Genomic DNA, 20,523 nt, shown 5'->3' on the forward strand with positions numbered 1-20,523 from the left:
TGGGCGCGGACATCTCCGGATCCGCGTGTGGCGGCGGCACCGATGACGCCCGCGGTGCTTTCGAGCTTGGCACTGGTGACACGGTGCGTCCATACGACGGACGCGATGGCGCGGACGGGAGGGGAAGGCGCGGGATGTCACGCGCGCGGTGCTGGTTGCCGCCGACATCCCGTTGTGACCCGGATGCCGTCAGGACGTGACACGGGGCGCGGGTGCCCGAACGTCGCACATGCGCGCGCGTGGCTACGATGGGCCAGCCGGTGGCCAGTAGGGGCCGCACGGCGAAACCGACCCTCGGGAAGGCCATGCTGAACAAGTACGCGCGTGCATTCTTCACGCGTGTCCTCACACCGTTCGCCGCGTTTCTCATCCGCCGGGGCGTCAGCCCCGACACGGTCACGCTCCTCGGCACCGCCGGAGTGATCGCGGGCGCGCTGGTCTTCTACCCCAGGGGAGAGCTCTTCTGGGGCACGATCGTCATCACGCTGTTCGTGTTCTCGGACCTCGTCGACGGCAACATGGCGCGGCAGCTGGGCCGTTCCAGCCGCTGGGGCGCCTTCCTGGACTCCACCCTCGACCGGGTGGCCGACGGCGCCATCTTCGGCGGGTTCGCGCTCTGGTACGCGGGCGGGGGCGACGACATCGTCCTGTGCGCGGTCTCGATCTTCTGTCTGACCAGCGGCCAGGTGGTCTCGTACACCAAGGCGCGCGGCGAGTCGATCGGCCTGCCCGTCGCTGTCAACGGCCTGGTGGAACGCGCCGAGCGCCTGGTGATCTCGCTGGTCGCGGCCGGTCTCGCGGGCCTGCACAAGTTCGGGGTGCCCGGCATCCAGTACCTGCTGCCGATCGCCCTGTGGATCGTCGCCGTGGGCAGCCTCGTCACGCTGATCCAGCGCGTCGTCACGGTCCGACGGGAGTCCGCGGAGGCGGACGCGGCGGCCTCCCACGAGGGCACCGCCCAGAGCAGCGAGGCGGCCTCGTGACCGACCTGCGGGGGCGGCTGACGGACGGTGCCTACGCGGCCGGCTGGAGCGCCGTCAAGAGGCTCCCCGAGCCCGCCGCCGTCCGGCTCGGGCAGACCATCGCCGACCTCGCCTGGAAGCGGCGCGGAGAGCGCGTACGACGGCTCGAGTCGAACTACGCGCGCGTGGTGCCCGACGCGACACCCGAGCGGCTCGCCGAGCTGTCCCGTGCGGGCATGCGTTCGTATCTGCGGTACTGGATGGAGTCGTTCCGTCTCCCGGCGTGGAGCCCGGAGCGTGTGCGGACGGGTTTCGACCCGGAGGGCCTGCACCACCTGACCGACGGTCTGGCGTCGGGCCGTGGGGTGGTCCTCGCACTTCCGCACCTGGGCAACTGGGACCTGGCCGGTGCCTGGGTCACCACCAAACTGGAGACGCGGTTCACGACGGTCGCCGAGCGTCTGAAGCCGGAGACCCTGTACGACCGTTTCGTCGCCTATCGCGAGGGCCTGGGCATGGAGGTCCTGCCGCACAGCGGCGGCACCGCGTTCGGCACCCTGGCGCGGCGGCTGCGGGACGGCGGCCTGGTCTGCCTGGTCGCCGACCGGGACCTGTCCGCCTCGGGTGTCGAGGTCAAGTTCTTCGGCGACGCGGCCCGGATGCCCGCCGGCCCGGCCCTGCTGGCCCAGCAGACGGGCGCGCTCCTGCTCCCCGTCACCCTGTGGTACGACGACTCTCCGACCATGCGCGGACGTGTTCATCCCCCGATCAAGGTACCCGAGACAGGTACGAAGGCCGAGAAGACGTCTGTCATGACGCAGGCGCTGGCCGATGCCTTCGCCACGGGAATCGCCGACCACCCGGAGGACTGGCACATGCTTCAGCGGCTGTGGCTCGCGGATCTCGACCCCGCGAAGGACCCGGAGAAGAACACCGGGAGCGGACAGGCCGCTGCGGCGGACCCCGGGAAGGGGACCCCGTGAAGATCGGCATCGTCTGTCCGTACTCCTGGGACGTGCCGGGTGGCGTCCAGTTCCACATCCGCGATCTGGCCGACTATTTCATCCGCCTGGGCCACGAGGTCTCCGTCCTCGCCCCCGCCGACGACGACACCCCCCTGCCGCCGTACGTCGTCTCCGCCGGACGTGCGGTCCCGGTGCCGTACAACGGCTCGGTGGCCCGGCTGAACTTCGGCTTCCTGTCGGCGGCCCGGGTGCGGCGCTGGCTGCACGAGGGCGAGTTCGACGTGATCCACATTCATGAGCCGGCCTCGCCCTCGCTGGGTCTGCTGGCCTGCTGGGCGGCCCAGGGCCCGATCGTGGCCACCTTCCACACCTCGAACCCGCGCTCCCGGGCCATGCTCGCCGCGTACTCGATCCTCCAGGCCGCCCTGGAGAAGATCAGCGCCCGGATCGCGGTGAGCGAGTACGCCCGGCGCACGCTGGTGGAACATCTGGGCGGCGACGCGGTCGTCATCCCGAACGGGGTCGACGTCGACTCCTTCGCCGGGGCCAAGCCGAAGCCCGAGTGGCAGGGCGAGACGATCGGCTTCATCGGCCGCATCAACGAACCCCGCAAGGGCCTGCCGGTCCTCATGAAGGCGCTCCCGAAGATCCTCGCCGCCCGTCCCGCGACAAGGTTGCTGGTCGCGGGCAAGGGCGACGAGGAGGAGGCGCTGGAGGGCCTGCCGCCGGAGCTGCGCGCACGGGTCGAGTTCCTGGGCATGGTCAGCGACGAGGACAAGGCACGCCTGCTGCGCAGCGTGGACGTGTACATCGCCCCCAACACCGGCGGGGAGAGCTTCGGGATCATCCTGGTCGAGGCACTGTCCGCGGGCGCCCCGGTGCTGGCCTCGGATCTCGACGCCTTCGCCCAGGTCCTGGACCACGGGGCGGCGGGCGAGCTGTTCCCGAACGAGGACGCGGACGCGTTGGCCGACGCGGCCGTACGGCTCCTGGGCGACCCGGACCGCCGCGCCGAGCTGCGGGAACGGGGCAGCGCCCATGTGCGGCGCTTCGACTGGTCGACGGTGGGCGCGGACATCCTGTCCGTGTACGAGACGGTGACGGACGGTACGACAGCCGTCGCGGCGGACGAGCGGACGACGACGGGGCTGCGGGCGCGACTGGGGCTGGCGCGGGACTGAGCGCGGTGCCGGCCGGCCGTACGAGGGCGCTGCGGCCGTGAACGGTAACCTTGCCGCCCGTGACCGCAACCCTCATCTGGATCCTTGTCGGGCTCGTCGCGATCGGCCTCTACCTGAGCTGGACCGCCGGGCGGCTCGACCGTCTGCACGCCCGTATCGACGCCACGCGCGCCGGCCTCGACGCGCAGCTGCTGCGCAGGGCGTCCATCGCGCAGGAGCTGGCGACATCGGGCGTCCTCGATCCGGCCGCCTCGATCGTGCTGTACGAGGCGGCACACGCGGCGCGGCAGGCCGAGGAGGAGCAGCGTGAGGTCGCCGAGAGCGAGCTGAGCCAGGCGCTTCGGGCCGTATTCGCGGAGGCGGGGCAGGTCGAGGCGGTGCGGGAGGCTCCCGGTGGGGAGGCTGCGGCGGGGGAGCTGACCGAGGCGGTGCGGCGGGTGCCGATGGCTCGGCGGTTCCACAACGATGCGGTGCGGGCGGCTCGGGCGTTGCGGCGGCACCGCAAGGTGCGGTGGTTCCGGCTGGCGGGTCACGCGCCGTTCCCCCTGGCCTTCGAAATGGACGACGAACCCCCGACGGCCCTGGCGGAGCGCACACCGGCGTAGATCCCGGTTTCTTCGCCCCCGCCGCCCCTACCCGTCCCATCCTTCTCGGGGGCGCTGCCCCCGAACCCCCGCTCCTCAAACGCCGGAGGGGCTGAAATACCCAGCGGGGGTCTGGGGGCGCAGCCCCCAGGAAGGGATGGGACGGGTAGGGGCGGCGGGGGCGAAAACGATCCACCGGCTACCCATTGGCCCTTGCTGTGGCCTGCTCCCCTCACGTTTCCTCAAAAGTCGCAACAACCCTCTTTCACCGAGTGAGGTCAACCCGTGTCCAGCACGCTCTCCAACTCCGCCCAGACGCCCGAAACCGGCACCGCGCGCGTGAAGCGCGGTATGGCCGAGCAGCTCAAGGGCGGTGTGATCATGGACGTGGTCAACGCCGAGCAGGCCAAGATCGCCGAGGACGCCGGCGCCGTCGCCGTCATGGCCCTGGAGCGTGTCCCCGCGGACATCCGCAAGGACGGCGGCGTGGCCCGTATGTCCGACCCGGACATGATTGAGGGCATCATCGAGGCCGTGTCCATCCCGGTCATGGCGAAGTCCCGCATCGGTCACTTCGTCGAGGCCCAGGTCCTCCAGTCCCTCGGCGTCGACTACATCGACGAGTCCGAGGTCCTGACCCCCGCCGACGAGGTCAACCACTCCGACAAGTGGGCCTTCACCACCCCCTTCGTCTGTGGCGCCACCAACCTCGGCGAGGCCCTGCGCCGCATAGCCGAGGGCGCCGCGATGATCCGCTCGAAGGGCGAGGCCGGCACCGGCAACGTCGTCGAGGCCGTCCGTCACCTGCGCCAGATCAAGAACGAGATTGCCAGGCTCCGCGGCTACGACAACAACGAGCTGTACGCCGCCGCCAAGGACCTGCGCGCCCCGTACGAGCTCGTCAAGGAGGTCGCCGAGCTGGGCAAGCTCCCGGTCGTCCTGTTCTCCGCCGGTGGCGTCGCCACCCCCGCCGACGCCGCGCTCATGCGTCAGCTGGGCGCCGAGGGCGTCTTCGTCGGCTCCGGCATCTTCAAGTCCGGCGACCCCGCCAAGCGCGCCGCCGCCATCGTGAAGGCGACCACCTTCTACGACGACCCGAAGATCATCGCGGACGCGTCCCGCAACCTCGGCGAGGCCATGGTCGGCATCAACTGCGACACCCTCCCCGAGGCCGAGCGCTACGCGAACCGGGGCTGGTAGCACGCATGTCACCCATGTACGACACCCCTGTCATCGGTGTCCTGGCCCTCCAGGGAGACGTTCAGGAGCACCTCATCGCCCTGGCCGAGGCGGACGCCCTGGCCAGGCCGGTGCGGCGCCCCGAGGAGCTCGCCGAGGTGGACGGCCTGATCATTCCCGGCGGCGAGTCCACCACCATCTCCAAACTGGCCGTCCTCTTCGGCGTGATGGAGCCCCTACGCGCGCGCGTGCGCGCCGGAATGCCCGTATACGGCACCTGCGCCGGCATGATCATGCTCGCCGACAAGATCCTCGACCCGCGCTCGGGCCAGGAGACCGTCGGCGGCATCGACATGATCGTGCGCCGCAACGCCTTCGGACGCCAGAACGAGTCCTTCGAGGCGACCGTCGACGTGAGGGGCATCGAGGGCGATCCTGTGGAGGGCGTCTTCATCCGTGCCCCCTGGGTCGAGTCCGTGGGCGCCGAGGCCGAGGTGCTCGCCGAGCACGCCGGCCACATCGTCGCCGTACGCCAGGGCAACGCGCTCGCCACGTCGTTCCACCCGGAACTGACCGGCGACCACCGCGTGCACTCGCTGTTCGTCGACATCGTGCGGGCGAACATCGCACGCACCACGCGCGCGGATCGTACAGCCGAGTCCTTGTAGGATCTCTGGGGTTCGTACAGAGATGGGTTACGCGAAGGAGACAGGCAGATGTCCGGCCACTCTAAATGGGCTACGACGAAGCACAAGAAGGCCGTGATCGACGCCAAGCGCGGCAAGCTCTTCGCGAAGATGATCAAGAATATCGAGGTTGCGGCGCGCACGGGCGGCGCCGACCCGGCCGGCAACCCGACGCTGTTCGACGCCATCCAGAAGGCCAAGAAGAGCTCGGTTCCGAACAAGAACATCGACTCGGCGGTCAAGCGCGGCGCCGGCCTCGAAGCCGGTGGCGCCGACTACGAGACGATCATGTACGAGGGTTACGGCCCCAACGGTGTCGCGGTGCTCATCGAGTGCCTCACCGACAACCGCAACCGCGCCGCCTCGGACGTCCGCGTCGCCATGACCCGCAACGGCGGCAGCATGGCCGACCCCGGCTCCGTCTCGTACCTCTTCAACCGCAAGGGCGTCATCGTCGTCCCCAAGGGTGAGCTGACCGAGGACGACGTCCTGGGTGCCGTGCTGGAAGCCGGCGCCGAGGAGGTCAACGACCTCGGTGAGTCCTTCGAGGTGATCTCCGAGGCGACCGACCTGGTCGCGGTGCGCACCGCGCTCCAGGAAGGCGGCATCGACTACGACTCCGCCGACGCCAACTTCGTCCCGACCATGCAGGTCGAGCTGGACGAGGACGGTGCCAGGAAGATCTTCAAGCTGATCGACGCGCTGGAGGACAGCGACGACGTGCAGAACGTCTTCGCCAACTTCGACGTCAGCGACGAGGTCATGGAGAAGGTCGACGCGTAGCGACCACCGCCGCGAGGCGAGCGGTTTCGGCGGGCCGGTGGGACACGTCCTACCGGCCCGCCGCTGTTGTCAGTGGCAGCGGATAGCCTGACGACAGTCAAAGATCACCGTCGACGGACCGCGACCGGACAAAGGGGTGGGGCGGGTGCGCGTACTCGGAGTTGACCCGGGACTGACCCGATGCGGGGTCGGTGTCGTCGAGGGCGTCCCCGGGCGGCCGTTGACGATGATCGACGTCGGCGTCGTACGCACGCACGCGGATGCCGAACTGGGCCTCCGCCTCGTCGCGATCGAGCAGGGCATCGAGCAGTGGCTCGACGAGCACCGGCCCGAATTCGTCGCCGTGGAGCGGGTGTTCAGCCAGCACAACGTCCGTACGGTGATGGGCACGGCCCAGGCAAGCGCCGTCGCGATGCTCTGCGCGGCGCGACGCGGCATCCCCGTCGCCCTGCACACCCCCAGCGAGGTCAAGGCCGCCGTCACCGGCAGCGGACGCGCGGACAAGGCCCAGGTCGGCGCGATGGTGACCCGGCTGCTACGGCTGGCCGCGCCCCCCAAACCGGCCGACGCCGCCGACGCCCTCGCGCTCGCCATCTGCCACATCTGGCGCGCACCCGCCCAGTCGCGCCTTCAGCAGGCCGTCGCGCAGAACCGGCTCCAGCAGGCGGTCGCTCTCCACGCAGCACGGACCGCAGCACCTGTATCGACCGCAGCACCCGCATCCACCACAGCACCCGCCCCGAAAGGCCGCCCCGCATGATCGCCTTCGTCAGCGGCCCGATCGCCGCCCTCGCCCCCGACTCCGCGGTGGTCGAGGTGGGCGGCATCGGCATCGCCGTCCAATGCGCACCCAACACCCTGTCCGGTCTGCGGATGGGACAGCAGGCCAGACTGGCCACGTCCCTGGTCGTCCGCGAGGACTCCCTCACCCTGTACGGCTTCGCGGACGACGACGAGCGACAGACCTTCGAACTGCTCCAGACCGCGAGCGGCGTCGGCCCCCGCCTCGCCCAGGCCATGCTGGCCGTCCACTCACCGGACGCCCTGCGTCGCGCGGTGTCCACGGCGGACGAGAAGGCACTGATCGCCGTACCCGGCATCGGCAAGAGGGGCGCGCAGAAACTCCTGCTGGAGCTGAAGGACCGACTCGGCGCACCCCTCGGCACCGGCCCCGCCATCGGCACCCCGGTCACCACCGGCTGGCGCGACCAGCTGCACGCGGCCCTGATCGGCCTCGGCTACGCGACCCGCGAGGCCGACGAGGCCGTGGCCGCCGTGACACCCCAGGCCGAGGCCGCCGAGGGCACGCCCCAGGTGGGCCAGTTGCTGAAGGCGGCCCTGCAGACCCTCAACAGAGCCCGCTGACCAGCACCACCCGACCGACCGCGACCGCGAGGCACACGCACGCTGTGCCGGCCCGGGGACGACCCCCGGGCCCCGGCCGACACCCGCGCCCGGCGCACCCAGCTAGGAGAACGCAGTGAACTGGGACGACACGACCGACGAGAGCACCGCCCCCGAGCGGCTCGTCGGTGCGTCCGCCGACGGTGAGGACCAGGCCGTCGAGGCCGCCCTGCGCCCCAAGGACCTGGACGAGTTCATCGGTCAGGAGAAGGTCCGCGAGCAGCTCGACCTCGTCCTGCGCGCCGCACGCGCGCGTGGCGCCACCGCCGACCACGTACTGCTCTCCGGCGCCCCCGGCCTCGGCAAGACCACGCTCTCGATGATCATCGCGGCCGAGATGGGCGCCCCCATCCGCATCACCAGCGGCCCCGCCATCCAGCACGCCGGTGACCTCGCGGCGATCCTCTCCTCCCTCCAGGAGGGCGAGGTCCTCTTCCTCGACGAGATCCACCGCATGTCCCGGCCCGCCGAGGAGATGCTCTACATGGCGATGGAGGACTTCCGCGTCGACGTGATCGTCGGCAAGGGCCCCGGCGCCACCGCCATCCCCCTCGAACTCCCCCCGTTCACGCTGGTCGGCGCCACCACGCGCGCGGGACTGCTGCCGCCCCCGCTGCGCGACCGCTTCGGCTTCACCGCGCACATGGAGTTCTACGAGCCCGCCGAGCTGCAACGCGTCATCCACCGCTCCGCGAACCTTCTCGACGTCGAGATCGGTGCCGAGGGCGCCGCCGAGATCGCCGGCCGCTCACGCGGCACCCCCCGCATCGCCAACCGTCTGCTGCGCCGCGTCCGGGACTACGCGCAGGTGAAGGCCGACGGCATCATCACACGCGACATCGCTGCAGCGGCCCTGAAGGTCTACGAGGTCGACGCCCGCGGTCTCGACCGCCTCGACAGGGGCGTCCTCGAAGCGCTGCTGAAGCTGTTCGGCGGCGGCCCGGTCGGGCTCTCCACGCTGGCCGTTGCGGTGGGCGAGGAGCGGGAGACCGTCGAGGAGGTCGCCGAGCCCTTCCTCGTACGGGAGGGACTGCTGGCCCGTACCCCGCGTGGACGAGTCGCGACGCCCGCGGCATGGGCGCATCTCGGCCTCACCCCACCGCGTTCCACAACGGGGGGAAGCGGACAACAGGACCTGTTCGGGGCGTGAGGGCGCGGCTGCTCGCGGGCTCAGGAACCGTGGTGCCATGCTGAGCGTTGTTCCTGGAGTGCGGACTCGCTTAGACTCCGCCGATGCCGCCCTTGTAGCTTTGTAGGTGGCGCCGCCCACACCCCCATCCACCAGGCCGCTCACCGACGCGGTAGTGCGAAGGAAATCCCGTCCCGTGAATATCGTGACCCTCCTCCCGTTCATCGTGCTCATCGGGGCCATGTTCCTGATGACCCGCTCCGCCAAGCGCAAGCAGCAGGCCGCCGCGCAGATGCGCGACGACATGCAGCCCGGCACCGGTGTCCGCACGATCGGCGGCATCTACGCGACGGTCAAGGAAGTCAACGAGGAGACGGTTCTCCTCGACGCGGGCCCGGGTGTGGAGCTTCTCTTCGCGAAGAACGCCATCGGCGCCGTCCTCGGCGACGACGAGTACAACCGCATCGTGCACGGCATCGAGCACGACCTGAAGACCGACGAATCCGTCGTCCCGGACGACGCCTCCTCTCTCACCGAGACCGACGAGCCCTCCGACGACGCTTCCGCCGCTTCCGACGACAAGCCCATCGACCTCGGCAAGAAGGACGCGGCCGACGAGCCGGCCGGCGAGACCGACGCCACCGAGGCGAAGACGGAAGAAGAGCCGAAGAAGACCGACGGCGAGTCCGACGCGAAGTAGCCGCGTTCCGGGGGAGGAGCGCGGCGCGATCCGCTCGCGTTACGTACCCCCGGCACGTTCGGTTCTCGCGGGGAGTCCCGACACCATGTCATGGCCGCCGGCCGCGCTGACCCGGCGCGAGGCGGCCCGAGAGGGAGTACGAGAAGGTGGCAGCACCTAAGAAGGGCCGGAGCGCAAGCTCCCAGAGCAAGCCAGGACGCTCGCTGGCCCTCATTCTGATCGCCATCGTGGCGCTCACCGGAGGCATGTTCCTCTCCGGGCACACGACTCCGCGTCTCGGCATCGACCTGGCCGGTGGCACGAGCATCACGCTCACGGCGAAGAACGAGCCGGGCCAGCCGAACGCGATCAACAAGACCAACATGGACACCGCGGTCGAGATCATGAACCGCCGTGTCAACGGTCTTGGTGTCTCCGAGGCAGAGGTGCAGACCCAGGGATCCGACAACATCATTGTCAACATCCCCAAGGGCACGAACTCCGAGCAGGCCCGGAAGCAGGTCGGCACCACCGCCAAGCTCTACTTCCGACCGGTCCTGGCCCTCGAGGCCCAGGGCGTCGCCGCGACGCCCACCCCCTCGCCCAGCGTGAGCACGTCCGGCAGCCCTTCGCCGTCGGCCTCCAAGACGGGCGACAAGGCGACCTCCTCGTCCTCCGCCTCGCCCACCCCGTCGGTCAGCGCCACCTCACAGGGCCGCCCGGTCACCGACGCCCTGAAGGCCGACGCGACCCCGACGCCGAGCGGCAAGCCTTCCGCGTCCGCCCCTGCGTCGCCCCCGGCGAGCGCTGCCCCGGACCCGGCGACCGCGGCCCTCCAGGCGAAGTACGCGGCGCTCGACTGCACCAAGAAGGCGGTCCGCGCCGTCACCGGTGACGACACCAAGCCCACCGAGCCCACCGTGGCCTGTGGCAAGGACTCCCAGGGCCAGTGGCAGAAGTTCATCCTCGGCCCGGCCGAGGTGGACGGCACCGAGGTCAAGAAGGCCCAGGCCGTCTTCGACACACAGGGTGCCGCCGGCTGGCAGGTCACCATGGACTTCACGTCCAAGGGCAGCAAGCAGTTCGGTGAGGTCACCGGTCGCCTCGCCCAGAACCAGCCGCCGCAGAACGAGTTCGGCATCGTCCTGGACGGCGAGGTCGTCTCCAACCCGTTCGTGAACACCGCGATCACCGGTGGCTCCGCGCAGATCTCCGGCAGCTTCGACCAGACCGAGGCGCAGGACCTGGCGAACATGCTGTCGTACGGCGCGCTCCCGCTCACCTTCCAGGAGTCGAGCGTCACCACGGTCACCGCCGCGCTCGGCGGCGAGCAGCTGCACGCCGGTCTGGTCGCCGGCGGCATCGGACTGGCCCTGGTCGTCATCTACCTGGTGGTCTACTACCGGGGTCTGTCGGTCATCGCCATCGCCTCCCTCCTCGTCTCCGCCGCCCTCACCTACGTGATCATGGCGCTGCTCGGTCCGGCGATCGGCTTCGCGCTGAACCTGCCGGCCGTCTGCGGTGCGATCGTCGCGATCGGTATCACCGCGGACTCGTTCATCGTGTTCTTCGAACGCATCCGGGACGAGATCCGCGAGGGCCGCTCGCTGCGACCCGCCGTCGAGCGGGCCTGGCCGCGTGCCCGGCGCACCATCCTGGTCTCCGACTTCGTGTCGTTCCTCGCCGCCGCAGTGCTCTTCATCGTCACCGTCGGCAAGGTCCAGGGCTTCGCGTTCACGCTCGGTCTGACCACCCTGCTCGACGTGGTCGTCGTCTTCTTCTTCACGAAGCCCCTGATGACGATCCTCGCCCGCAAGAAGTTCTTCGCGGAGGGCCACCGCTGGTCCGGCCTCGACCCGCAGCGCCTGGGCGCCCAACCGCCGCTCCGTCGCACCCGTCGCGCGTCCGCGCCCGTCGACATGAAGGAGGCGTGAGATGTCGAAACTCGGCACCCTCGGCGCCCGGCTCCACCGCGGCGAGATCGGCTACGACTTCGTCGGCAAGCGTTTCATCTGGTACGGCATCTCGATCCTGATCACCATCACGGCCATCCTCGGCCTGACGGTGCGCGGCCTGAACATGGGCATCGAGTTCGAGGGCGGCGCCGTCTTCACCACCGAGAAGACCAGTGTCTCGGTGAGCCAGGCGGAGAAGTACGCGGAAGACGCCTCCGGCCACGACGCGATCGTGCAGAAGCTCGGCAACGGCGGTCTGCGGATCCAGATCTCCGGCATCGACACCGGTAAATCGGACGAGATCAAGAAAGACCTCGCCCAGAACCTGAACGTCGACGCCGAGAAGATCAACGCCGACCTGGTCGGCCCCAGTTGGGGTGACCAGGTCGCGAACAAGGCCTGGCAGGGCCTGGTGATCTTCATGATCCTTGTCGTGATCTATCTGGCGATCGCCTTCGAATGGCGCATGGCCGTGGCCGCGCTGGTGGCGCTCATCCACGACATCACCATCACGGTCGGCATCTACGCCCTCGTCGGCTTCGAGGTGACGCCGGGCACGGTGATCGGTCTGCTGACCATCCTCGGTTACTCGCTCTACGACACCGTCGTCGTGTTCGACAGCCTCAAGGAGCAGACGAAGGACATCACCAAGCAGACCCGCTACACCTACAGCGAGATCGCCGACCGGTCGATCAACGGCACCCTGGTCCGCTCCATCAACACCACGGTGGTCGCACTCCTCCCGGTCGCCGGCCTGCTGTTCATCGGTGGCGGTGTGCTCGGCGCGGGCATGCTCAACGACATCTCGCTGTCGCTGTTCGTCGGCCTCGCGGCCGGTGCGTACTCCTCGATCTTCATCGCCACGCCGCTCGTCGCCGACCTCAAGGAGCGCGAGCCGCAGATGAAGGCCCTCAAGAAGCGGGTCCTGGCCAAGCGCGCCCAAGCCGCGACGCAGGGCGACGCCCCGGCGCCCCTGGCGGGCGACGAGCAGCCGTACGACGACGAGAACGACGACGCCGCTCCAGCGGTTGTCGGTCCGCGCAACCAGCCGGCCTCCCGCAACCGGGGTCGCGGCCGGCCCTCGGGCAAGCGCCGATGACCGCCGTCCAGGAGCTGCTGCTCAGCCGTATCCGTGATGTGGCGGACTACCCGGAGCCGGGGGTGATGTTCAAGGACATCACCCCGCTCCTGGCGGACCCGGAGGCGTTCACCGCGCTCACCGACGCGCTGGCGGACATCGCCGTCCGCAGTGGTGCCACGAAGATCGTCGGTCTGGAGGCGCGCGGCTTCATCCTGGGCGCCCCGGTCGCGGTCCGGGCGGGCCTCGGCTTCATCCCCGTACGCAAGGCGGGCAAGCTCCCCGGAGCCACCCTCAGCCAGGCGTACGACCTGGAGTACGGCTCCGCCGAGATCGAGGTGCACGCCGAGGACCTGAGCGCGGGCGACCGCGTCCTGGTGATCGACGACGTACTGGCCACCGGTGGCACTGCCGAGGCGTCCCTCCAGCTGATCCGGCGGGCCGGCGCTGAGGTCGCCGGCCTGGCGATACTCATGGAGCTCGGGTTCCTCGGGGGCCGGCAGCGGCTCGAGCCCGCTCTTTCGGGAGCGGTGCTGGAGGCACTGATCACCGTCTGAGGCACCCCACGAAGGCGGCCTCGGGCAGACAGCGCGACAGAGGCGGGTACTGGAGGAATCCGGCGCCCGCCTCTCGCGTTTCTCCAGTAGAGGGCCGTCTCAACGGCCTGGAGGCGATGCCGGAGCCCGGGATCGCTACCATGGGCACTCCGGAGCCTGACCGGGGGACCCGGATCGCGCACGAGGAGTCCTCTTGGCAGACGAGGCCCAGCACTTGACCGCCGCCAAGCCCGAGCCCGGCTCGGAGCCTGCGGCGACGCCCGCGCGGACCGCGAACAACGACGCGCACGGGCGGGTCGAGCACGCCCAGTCCGCCCCCGCCGACCGGGCGGCCGAGCCCTCGCGCCCCAAGCCGGTCACGCCCGAGCCCGCCCCCACTCCGGCACCCGCGCCCGCGCCGGCGGTACGCCCGGCCTCCGGCCAGCCCGCCCGCTCCGCCTCGCCGAACCGCGTACGCGCCCGGCTGGCCAGGCTCGGCGTCCAGCGCTCCAACCCGTACAACCCGGTCCTCGAGCCGCTGCTGCGGGCCGTACGCAGCAACGACCCGAAGATCGAGACGGCGACGCTCCGCCAGATCGAGAACGCCTACCAGGTCGCCGAGCGCTGGCACCGCGGCCAGAAGCGCAAGAGCGGCGACCCGTACATCACGCACCCGCTGGCCGTCACCACCATCCTCGCCGAACTCGGCATGGACCCGGCGACCCTGATGGCGGGCCTCCTGCACGACACGGTCGAGGACACCGAGTACGGACTCGACCAGCTCCGCCGCGACTTCGGCGACTCCGTCGCGCTGCTCGTGGACGGCGTCACCAAGCTCGACAAGGTCAAGTTCGGCGAGGCCGCGCAGGCCGAGACCGTACGCAAGATGGTCGTGGCCATGGCCAAGGACCCGCGCGTCCTGGTCATCAAGCTCGCCGACCGGCTGCACAACATGCGCACCATGCGCTATCTCAAGCGCGAGAAGCAGGAGAAGAAGGCGCGCGAGACGCTGGAGATCTACGCGCCGCTCGCCCATCGCCTGGGCATGAACACCATCAAGTGGGAACTGGAGGACCTCGCCTTCGCGATCCTCTACCCCAAGATGTACGACGAGATCGTCCGGCTGGTGGCCGAGAGGGCACCGAAGCGTGACGAGTACCTGGCCATAGTGACCGACGAGGTGCAGAGCGACCTGCGCGCGGCCCGTATCAAGGCCACCGTCACCGGGCGTCCGAAGCACTACTACAGCGTCTACCAGAAGATGATCGTACGAGGCCGCGACTTCGCGGAGATCTACGACCTGGTGGGCATCCGCGTCCTCGTCGACACCGTCCGGGACTGCTACGCCGCCCTCGGCACCGTGCACGCGCGCTGGAACCCGGTCCCCGGCCGGTTCAAGGACTACATCGCGATGCCCAAGTTCAACATGTACCAGTCGCTGCACACGACGGTCATCGGGCCCAACGGCAAGCCCGTCGAACTCCAGATCCGTACGTTCGACATGCACCGTCGCGCCGAGTACGGCATCGCCGCGCACTGGAAGTACAAGCAGGAGGCCGTCGCCGGCACCTCCAAGGTGCGATCCGACCAGCCGAGGACCACCGGCAAGGACGACCACCTCAACGACATGGCCTGGCTGCGGCAGCTGCTCGACTGGCAGAAGGAGACGGAGGACCCCAGCGAGTTCCTGGAGTCCCTGCGCTTCGACCTGTCCCGCAACGAGGTCTTCGTCTTCACGCCCAAGGGCGACGTGATAGCGCTTCCGGCAGGCGCGACCCCGGTCGACTTCTCGTACGCGGTGCACACCGAGGTCGGCCACCGGACGATAGGGGCACGGGTCAACGGCCGCCTCGTACCGCTCGAATCGACGCTCGACAACGGCGACCTCGTGGAGGTCTTCACCTCCAAGGCGGCCGGCGCCGGGCCCTCCCGCGACTGGCTCGGCTTCGTCAAGTCGCCGCGCGCCCGCAACAAGATCCGGGCCTGGTTCTCCAAGGAGCGCCGCGACGAGGCGATCGAACAGGGCAAGGACGCCATCGCGCGCGCGATGCGCAAGCAGAACCTGCCGATCCAGCGCATCCTCACCGGCGACTCCCTCGTCACCCTCGCCCACGAGATGCGCTACCCCGACATCTCGTCCCTGTACGCGGCGATCGGCGAGGGCCATGTGGCCGCGCAGAACGTCGTACAGAAGCTGGTGCAGGCGCTCGGCGGCGAGGAGGCGGCCACCGAGGAGATCGACGAGGCTGTCCCGCCCGCCAGCGGCCGGGGCCGCAAGCGGCGCAGCAACAACGACCCGGGTGTGGTGGTCAAGGGCGTCGACGACGTCTGGGTGAAGCTGGCCCGCTGCTGTACGCCCGTACCCGGCGACCCGATCATCGGTTTCGTCACGCGCGGTAGCGGCGTATCGGTTCACCGCAGCGACTGCGTGAACATCGAGTCACTGTCCCGGGAGCCCGAGCGCATCCTCGACGTCGAGTGGGCGCCCACCCAGTCCTCGGTCTTCCTGGTCGCCATCCAGGTCGAGGCGCTGGACCGCTCCCGTCTCCTCTCGGACGTGACCCGGGTCCTGTCCGACCAGCACGTCAACATCCTGTCGGCGGCCGTCCAGACGTCGCGGGACCGGGTGGCCACCTCCCGCTTCACCTTCGAGATGGGCGACCCCAAACACCTGGGACACGTCCTGAAGGCCGTGAGGGGCGTCGAAGGCGTGTACGACGTGTACCGGGTGACCTCGGCCCGCAGACCGTAACCACGAGCGTGACGCAGGAGGGGCTCCCGTACGAGATGTACGGGAGCCCCTCCTGCGTGACGGCCTGGGATTGAATCAGCCGCCGAACTCCTGCAGGCCCTTGAGGGCCTGGTCCAGCAGTGCCTGACGGCCGTCCAGCTCCTTCTGGAGCTTGTCGGCCCTGGCGTTGTTGCCCTGCGCCCGGGCGGTCTCGATCTGGCCGGCGAGCTTGTCCACGGCCGCCTGAAGCTGACCGGTCAGACCCTCGGCACGCGCGCGTGCCTCCGGGTTGGTCCGGCGCCACTCGGTCTCCTCGGACTCCTGAAGGGCCCGCTCGACCGTGTGCATCCGGCCCTCGACCTTCGGCCGCGCGTCGCGCGGGACGTGACCGATGGCCTCCCAGCGCTCGTTGATCGAACGGAAAGCGGCCCGCGCGGCCTTCAGATCCGTGATCGGCAGGAGCTTCTCGGCCTCACCAGCCAGCTCCTCCTTGAGCTTGAGGTTCTCGGTCTGCTCCGCGTCCCGCTCGGCGAAGACCGAGCTGCGCGCCGCGAAGAAGACGTCCTGGGCGCCGCGGAAACGGTTCCACAGGTCGTCCTCGTGCTCGCGCTGGGCACGGCCGGCGGCCTTCCAGTCCGTCATCAGCTCGCGGTAGCGAGCCGCCGTCGGACCCCAGTCGGTCGAGGACGACAGCGCCTCCGCCTCCGCGACCAGCTTCTCCTTGACCTTGCGGGCGTCCTCGCGCTGCGCGTCCAGGGACGCGAAGTGCGCCTTGCGACGCTTGGAGAACGCCGAACGGGCGTGCGAGAAGCGGTGCCACAGTTCGTCGTCGGACTTCCGGTCGAGCCGCGGCAGCCCCTTCCAGGTGTCCACCAGCGCGCGCAGCCGCTCACCTGCGGACCGCCACTGGTCGGACTGCGCCAGCTCCTCCGCCTCGACGACCAGCGCCTCCTTGGCGTGCCGCGCCTCGTCGGACTGCTTGGCCCGTTGCTGCTTCCGCTCCTCGCGGCGGGCCTCGACGGTCTCGACGAGCTTGTCGAGCCTGACCTTCAGCGCGGCCAGATCGCCGACCGCGTGGTGGGAGTCCACCTGCTCGCGGATGTGGTCGATCGCCACCTGCGCGTCCTTCGCGGACAGGTCGGTGGTCTTGACTCGCTTCTCGAGGAGGCCGATCTCGACAACCAGGCCCTCGTACTTGCGCTCGAAGTAGGCCAACGCCTCCTCGGGGGAGCCGGCCTGCCAGGAACCGACGACCTGCTCACCGTCGGCAGTACGCACGTACACGGTCCCCGTCTCGTCGACGCGGCCCCACGGGTCGCTGCTCACAGCGCCTCCTCCACATGATGCCTGCGGAGGGCTCTGCACCCCCGGGCATCGTCCACAGTTTCGTCACGGCCAACATAGGCGACCGGCAGGGATGCTGTCCGCATCCAGCGCGACCGAAGTTTCGCAGTTGACGGTCAGGATTTCGTTACGGTCGCCTTGTTGATCACGACGGTCGCATTCGGTGCGCCGTCGCCCTGGCCCGTGGCCTCACCGGCCGCGGCGATCTTCTTCAGGACCTTCATGCCCGACGCGGAGATCGTGCCGAACGGTGTGTAGCTGGGCGGAAGCTGACTGTCCTGGTAGACCAGGAAGAACTGGCTGCCGCCGGTGTGCGCCTGGCCGGTGTTGGCCATGGCGATCGTGCCCGCCGGGTAGGTGTTGTTCTTGAGGGATTTGTCCTTCAGGTTCTCGTCCGGGATGGTGTAGCCGGGGCCGCCCATACCGGTGCCCTTCGGGTCACCGCACTGCAGCACGTAGATGCCGTTCGTGGTGAGCCGGTGGCACTTGGTGTGATCGAAATAGCCCTTGCTCGCCAGGAAATCGAACGAGTTCACCGTGTGCGGGGCCGCGGACGTCTTCAGGGCGATGTCGATGTCGCCGCACGTCGTCGCGAGCTTCATGTCGTACTTCGCCGACGTGTCGATGGTCATCGCCGGCTCCTTCTTCCAGCTCAGCGTCTTCACCGCCCCCTCGGCCGGCTTCGCACAGGGGTCCGGGGCCTTGCTGGGCGAGGCGCTCGGAGTGACCTCGGCGCTCGCGTTCGTCTTCGACTTGCTGTCGTCGTTCTTGAAGACCCCGGTCGCATACGACACCACGCTGCCCACGACGATCACGCCGAGGATCGACGCGATCACCGAGTTGCGCACGTTCGCCTTGCGCCGCGCGGCCGTACGCCGCTGCTGCTGCCGCAAGAACTTCTCCCGGGCGAGCTGACGTCGCCGCTGTTCCTGGGTGACCACCGGGTTCTCTCCTCATGCGTCTCGTACGCCAACTGGGACGCGTGCGTCTTGTGTGCCGATCGCCTGCGTGTGCCCCGTACCGTATATGGGTTCGCTGAGGAAACGGCAGCGCCGGTAGGCTCTGCGGCACTGCCACCCACCCCGTACGACCACGTACGCCACAAATCGAAGGACGATCGTGCTCATTGCCGGGTTCCCGGCCGGCGCCTGGGGGACGAACTGTTATCTCGTCGCCCCCGCCGCCGGCGAGGAGTGCGTGATCATCGACCCGGGCCACCAGGCCGCCGAGGGAGTCGAGGAGACGCTCAGGAAGCATCGGCTCAAGCCCGTCGCCGTCGTCCTCACCCACGGCCACCTCGACCATGTCGCCTCGGTCGTCCCGGTCTGCGGCGCGCACGGCGTCCCGGCATGGATCCACCCCGACGACCGCTACATGATGAGCGACCCGGAGAAGGCGCTCGGCCGGTCCATCGGCATGCCGCTCATGGGCGAGCTGACCATCGGCGAACCGGACGACGTCAAGGAGCTGACCGACGGCGCGCGGCTGGAACTGGCGGGCCTGGAACTGGGCGTGGCGCACGCGCCGGGCCATACCAAGGGGTCGGTGACGTTCAGGATGCCCGAGAGCGCGGACATCCCGTCCGTGTTCTTCTCGGGCGACCTGCTCTTCGCCGGCTCCATCGGACGCACCGACCTGCCCGGCGGTGACATGGCCGAGATGCTCGACTCGCTGGCCCGCGTGTGCCTGCCGCTCGACGACTCGACCGTGGTGCTGTCCGGCCACGGCGCCCAGACGACCATCGGCCAGGAGCGCGCCACCAACCCGTATCTGCGGCAGGTGGCGGCAGGCCTTCAAGATCGCGGCGAGGGATCGAACCCCCCTCACCGACGAGGAATGTGACGAGAGACCTCCGTGAGCACCTTCAAGGCCCCCAAGGGCACGTACGACCTGATCCCGCCGGAGAGCGCGAAGTTCCTGGCGGTACGGGAAGCCATCGCGGCCCCGTTGCGCAACTCCGGCTACGGCTACATCGAGACGCCCGGCTTCGAGAACGTGGAGCTCTTCGCGCGCGGGGTCGGTGAGTCGACCGACATCGTCACCAAGGAGATGTACGCCTTCGAGACCAAGGGCGGCGACAGGCTGGCCCTGCGCCCCGAGGGCACCGCGTCCGTCCTGCGCGCGGCACTGGAGGCCAACCTCCACAAGCTCGGCAACCTCCCGGTCAAGCTCTGGTACTCGGGCTCATACTACCGATACGAGCGCCCCCAGAAGGGCCGCTACCGCCACTTCTCGCAGGTCGGCGCCGAGGCGATCGGCGCGGAGGATCCCGCGCTCGACGCCGAGCTGATCATCCTGGCGGACCAGGCGTACCGCACGCTGGGCCTCAGGAGCTTCCGCATCCTGCTGAACTCGCTGGGCGACAAGGAATGCCGTCCGGTCTACCGAGCGGCCCTCCAGGACTTCCTCCGGGGTCTCGACCTGGACGAGGAGACGCTGCGCAGGGCCGACATCAACCCGCTGCGGGTACTGGACGACAAGCGGGACGACGTCCAGAAGCAACTGGTGGGCGCGCCGCTGCTGCGCGACTACCTGTGTGACGCGTGCAAGGCGTACCACGAGGAGGTCCGCGACCTGATCAGCGCGGCGGACGTCGCCTTCGAGGACGACCCGAAGCTGGTCCGCGGCCTGGACTACTACACGCGTACGACGTTCGAGTTCGTCCACGACGGTCTGGGCTCCCAGTCCGCGGTGGGCGGCGGAGGGCGCTACGACGGCCTGTCCGAGATGCTCGGCGGTCCCGCGCTGCCGTCCGTCGGGTGGGCGCTCGGCGTCGACCGTACGGTGCTGGCGCTCGAGGCGGAGGGCGTCGAGCTCGAACTCCCGGCCGCGACGAGCGTGTTCGCGGTGCCGCTGGGGGAGGAGGCCCGCCGGGTGCTGTTCGCGAAGGTCACGGAGCTGCGCAAGGTGGGGATCGCGGCGGACTTCTCGTACGGGGCGAAGGGGTTGAAGGGGGCGATGAAGAACGCGAACCGGAGCGGGGCGCGGTTCACGATCGTCGCCGGTGAGCGGGATCTCGCGGAGGGTGTGGTTCAGCTGAAGGACATGGAGTCCGGGGAGCAGGCTGCGGTCGGTGTGAACGAGATCGTGGCGGAGCTGGAGTCGCGGCTGGGCTGAGGGGTTCTTCGCCCCCGCCGCCCCTACCCGTCCCTCCCCGGGGACCCCCACTGGGGGCTGTGCCCCCAGAGCCCCGCTTTCCGCCCTGAAGGGGCCTCGTCCTCAAACGCCGGACGGGCTGAAGATCAGCCCGTCCGTCAACCTGGCGGGGGTCGGTTCGTTCCGACGGGCGTTTCTCATTCTTGAACGCCCACTTATGTCCACCGAACG

19 protein-coding genes are annotated in these 20,523 nt (G+C 69.6%); 17 read left to right on the forward strand and 2 right to left on the reverse strand.

What is annotated here, in order from left to right; translation table 11 throughout:
* Positions 1-248: 248 nt before the first annotated feature.
* The 15 genes from pgsA to PV396_RS25175 all read left to right on the forward strand — a co-directional run bounded on the left by pgsA (position 249) and on the right by PV396_RS25175 (position 15,873).
* On the forward strand, positions 249-983 hold the full coding sequence (pgsA, locus tag PV396_RS25105) for a phosphatidylinositol phosphate synthase (RefSeq protein WP_319208440.1): 735 nt from the start codon (positions 249-251) through the stop codon (positions 981-983).
* Positions 980-1,945, forward strand: a complete 966-nt coding sequence (locus tag PV396_RS25110) for a phosphatidylinositol mannoside acyltransferase (RefSeq protein WP_319208165.1) — start codon at positions 980-982, stop codon at positions 1,943-1,945. The genes pgsA and PV396_RS25110 overlap by 4 nt, the downstream gene beginning before the upstream one ends.
* Positions 1,942-3,108: a glycosyltransferase family 4 protein gene (locus PV396_RS25115; RefSeq protein ID WP_319208167.1), complete on the forward strand. Its 1,167-nt coding sequence runs from the start codon at positions 1,942-1,944 to the stop codon at positions 3,106-3,108. Before PV396_RS25110 ends, PV396_RS25115 begins: the two co-directional genes overlap by 4 nt.
* A gap of 59 nt (positions 3,109-3,167) precedes the next feature.
* A complete protein-coding gene (locus PV396_RS25120; protein ID WP_319208170.1) occupies positions 3,168-3,713 on the forward strand; it encodes a hypothetical protein in 546 nt (181 codons plus the stop codon).
* Between the two features lie 330 nt (positions 3,714-4,043).
* A complete protein-coding gene (gene pdxS, locus PV396_RS25125) occupies positions 4,044-4,892 on the forward strand; it encodes a pyridoxal 5'-phosphate synthase lyase subunit PdxS (RefSeq protein WP_416071471.1) in 849 nt (282 codons plus the stop codon).
* Positions 4,893-4,906: 14 nt separating this feature from the next.
* Positions 4,907-5,539, forward strand: a complete 633-nt coding sequence (gene pdxT / locus PV396_RS25130; RefSeq protein WP_319208176.1) for a pyridoxal 5'-phosphate synthase glutaminase subunit PdxT — start codon at positions 4,907-4,909, stop codon at positions 5,537-5,539.
* A gap of 48 nt (positions 5,540-5,587) precedes the next feature.
* The gene (locus PV396_RS25135; RefSeq protein WP_055534214.1) at positions 5,588-6,340 is read left to right on the forward strand and encodes a YebC/PmpR family DNA-binding transcriptional regulator; all 753 of its coding nucleotides are present in this window, start codon (positions 5,588-5,590) and stop codon (positions 6,338-6,340) included.
* Positions 6,341-6,485: 145 nt separating this feature from the next.
* Positions 6,486-7,100: a crossover junction endodeoxyribonuclease RuvC gene (gene ruvC, locus PV396_RS25140; protein WP_319208180.1), complete on the forward strand. Its 615-nt coding sequence runs from the start codon at positions 6,486-6,488 to the stop codon at positions 7,098-7,100.
* A complete protein-coding gene (ruvA, locus tag PV396_RS25145) occupies positions 7,097-7,705 on the forward strand; it encodes a Holliday junction branch migration protein RuvA (RefSeq protein WP_319208181.1) in 609 nt (202 codons plus the stop codon). The genes ruvC and ruvA overlap by 4 nt, the downstream gene beginning before the upstream one ends.
* Positions 7,706-7,820: 115 nt before the next feature.
* Entirely contained in the window at positions 7,821-8,894 is a 1,074-nt protein-coding gene (gene ruvB / locus PV396_RS25150; RefSeq protein WP_319208183.1) for a Holliday junction branch migration DNA helicase RuvB, read from the forward strand.
* Between the two features lie 175 nt (positions 8,895-9,069).
* Positions 9,070-9,573 carry a preprotein translocase subunit YajC gene (yajC, locus tag PV396_RS25155; RefSeq protein ID WP_319208186.1) on the forward strand — a complete coding sequence of 168 codons (504 nt, stop codon included), beginning with the start codon at positions 9,070-9,072 and terminating at the stop codon, positions 9,571-9,573.
* Between the two features lie 146 nt (positions 9,574-9,719).
* Complete coding sequence (gene secD, locus PV396_RS25160) at positions 9,720-11,486, forward strand: protein translocase subunit SecD (protein ID WP_319208189.1); 1,767 nt, start codon at positions 9,720-9,722, stop codon at positions 11,484-11,486.
* 1 nt (position 11,487) lies between these two features.
* On the forward strand, positions 11,488-12,606 hold the full coding sequence (secF, locus tag PV396_RS25165) for a protein translocase subunit SecF (protein WP_319208191.1): 1,119 nt from the start codon (positions 11,488-11,490) through the stop codon (positions 12,604-12,606).
* Positions 12,603-13,142 carry an adenine phosphoribosyltransferase gene (locus tag PV396_RS25170; protein ID WP_319208193.1) on the forward strand — a complete coding sequence of 180 codons (540 nt, stop codon included), beginning with the start codon at positions 12,603-12,605 and terminating at the stop codon, positions 13,140-13,142. Before secF ends, PV396_RS25170 begins: the two co-directional genes overlap by 4 nt.
* A 193-nt stretch (positions 13,143-13,335) precedes the next feature.
* Entirely contained in the window at positions 13,336-15,873 is a 2,538-nt protein-coding gene (locus PV396_RS25175) for a bifunctional (p)ppGpp synthetase/guanosine-3',5'-bis(diphosphate) 3'-pyrophosphohydrolase (protein WP_319208196.1), read from the forward strand.
* A 75-nt stretch (positions 15,874-15,948) separates the two neighbouring features.
* Here PV396_RS25175 and PV396_RS25180 read toward each other — a convergent pair whose 3' ends face one another.
* Positions 15,949-17,178: a DUF349 domain-containing protein gene (locus tag PV396_RS25180; RefSeq protein WP_319208198.1), complete on the reverse strand. Its 1,230-nt coding sequence runs from the start codon at positions 17,176-17,178 to the stop codon at positions 15,949-15,951.
* A gap of 134 nt (positions 17,179-17,312) precedes the next feature.
* Positions 17,313-18,137: a peptidylprolyl isomerase gene (locus PV396_RS25185; RefSeq protein WP_319208200.1), complete on the reverse strand. Its 825-nt coding sequence runs from the start codon at positions 18,135-18,137 to the stop codon at positions 17,313-17,315.
* Positions 18,138-18,315: 178 nt separating this feature from the next.
* Between PV396_RS25185 and PV396_RS25190 the strand changes: the two genes are divergently transcribed.
* Both PV396_RS25190 and hisS read left to right on the forward strand, forming a co-directional pair.
* On the forward strand, positions 18,316-19,038 hold the full coding sequence (locus PV396_RS25190) for an MBL fold metallo-hydrolase (RefSeq protein ID WP_319208202.1): 723 nt from the start codon (positions 18,316-18,318) through the stop codon (positions 19,036-19,038).
* Between the two features lie 12 nt (positions 19,039-19,050).
* Positions 19,051-20,313 carry a histidine--tRNA ligase gene (gene hisS / locus PV396_RS25195; protein ID WP_319208204.1) on the forward strand — a complete coding sequence of 421 codons (1,263 nt, stop codon included), beginning with the start codon at positions 19,051-19,053 and terminating at the stop codon, positions 20,311-20,313.
* The last annotated feature ends 210 nt before the right edge of the window (positions 20,314-20,523 follow it).

Origin of the sequence: Streptomyces sp. ME02-8801-2C (assembly GCF_033793965.1) — a bacterium.
In the GTDB taxonomy this organism is placed as follows: Bacteria; Actinomycetota; Actinomycetes; order Streptomycetales; family Streptomycetaceae; genus Streptomyces.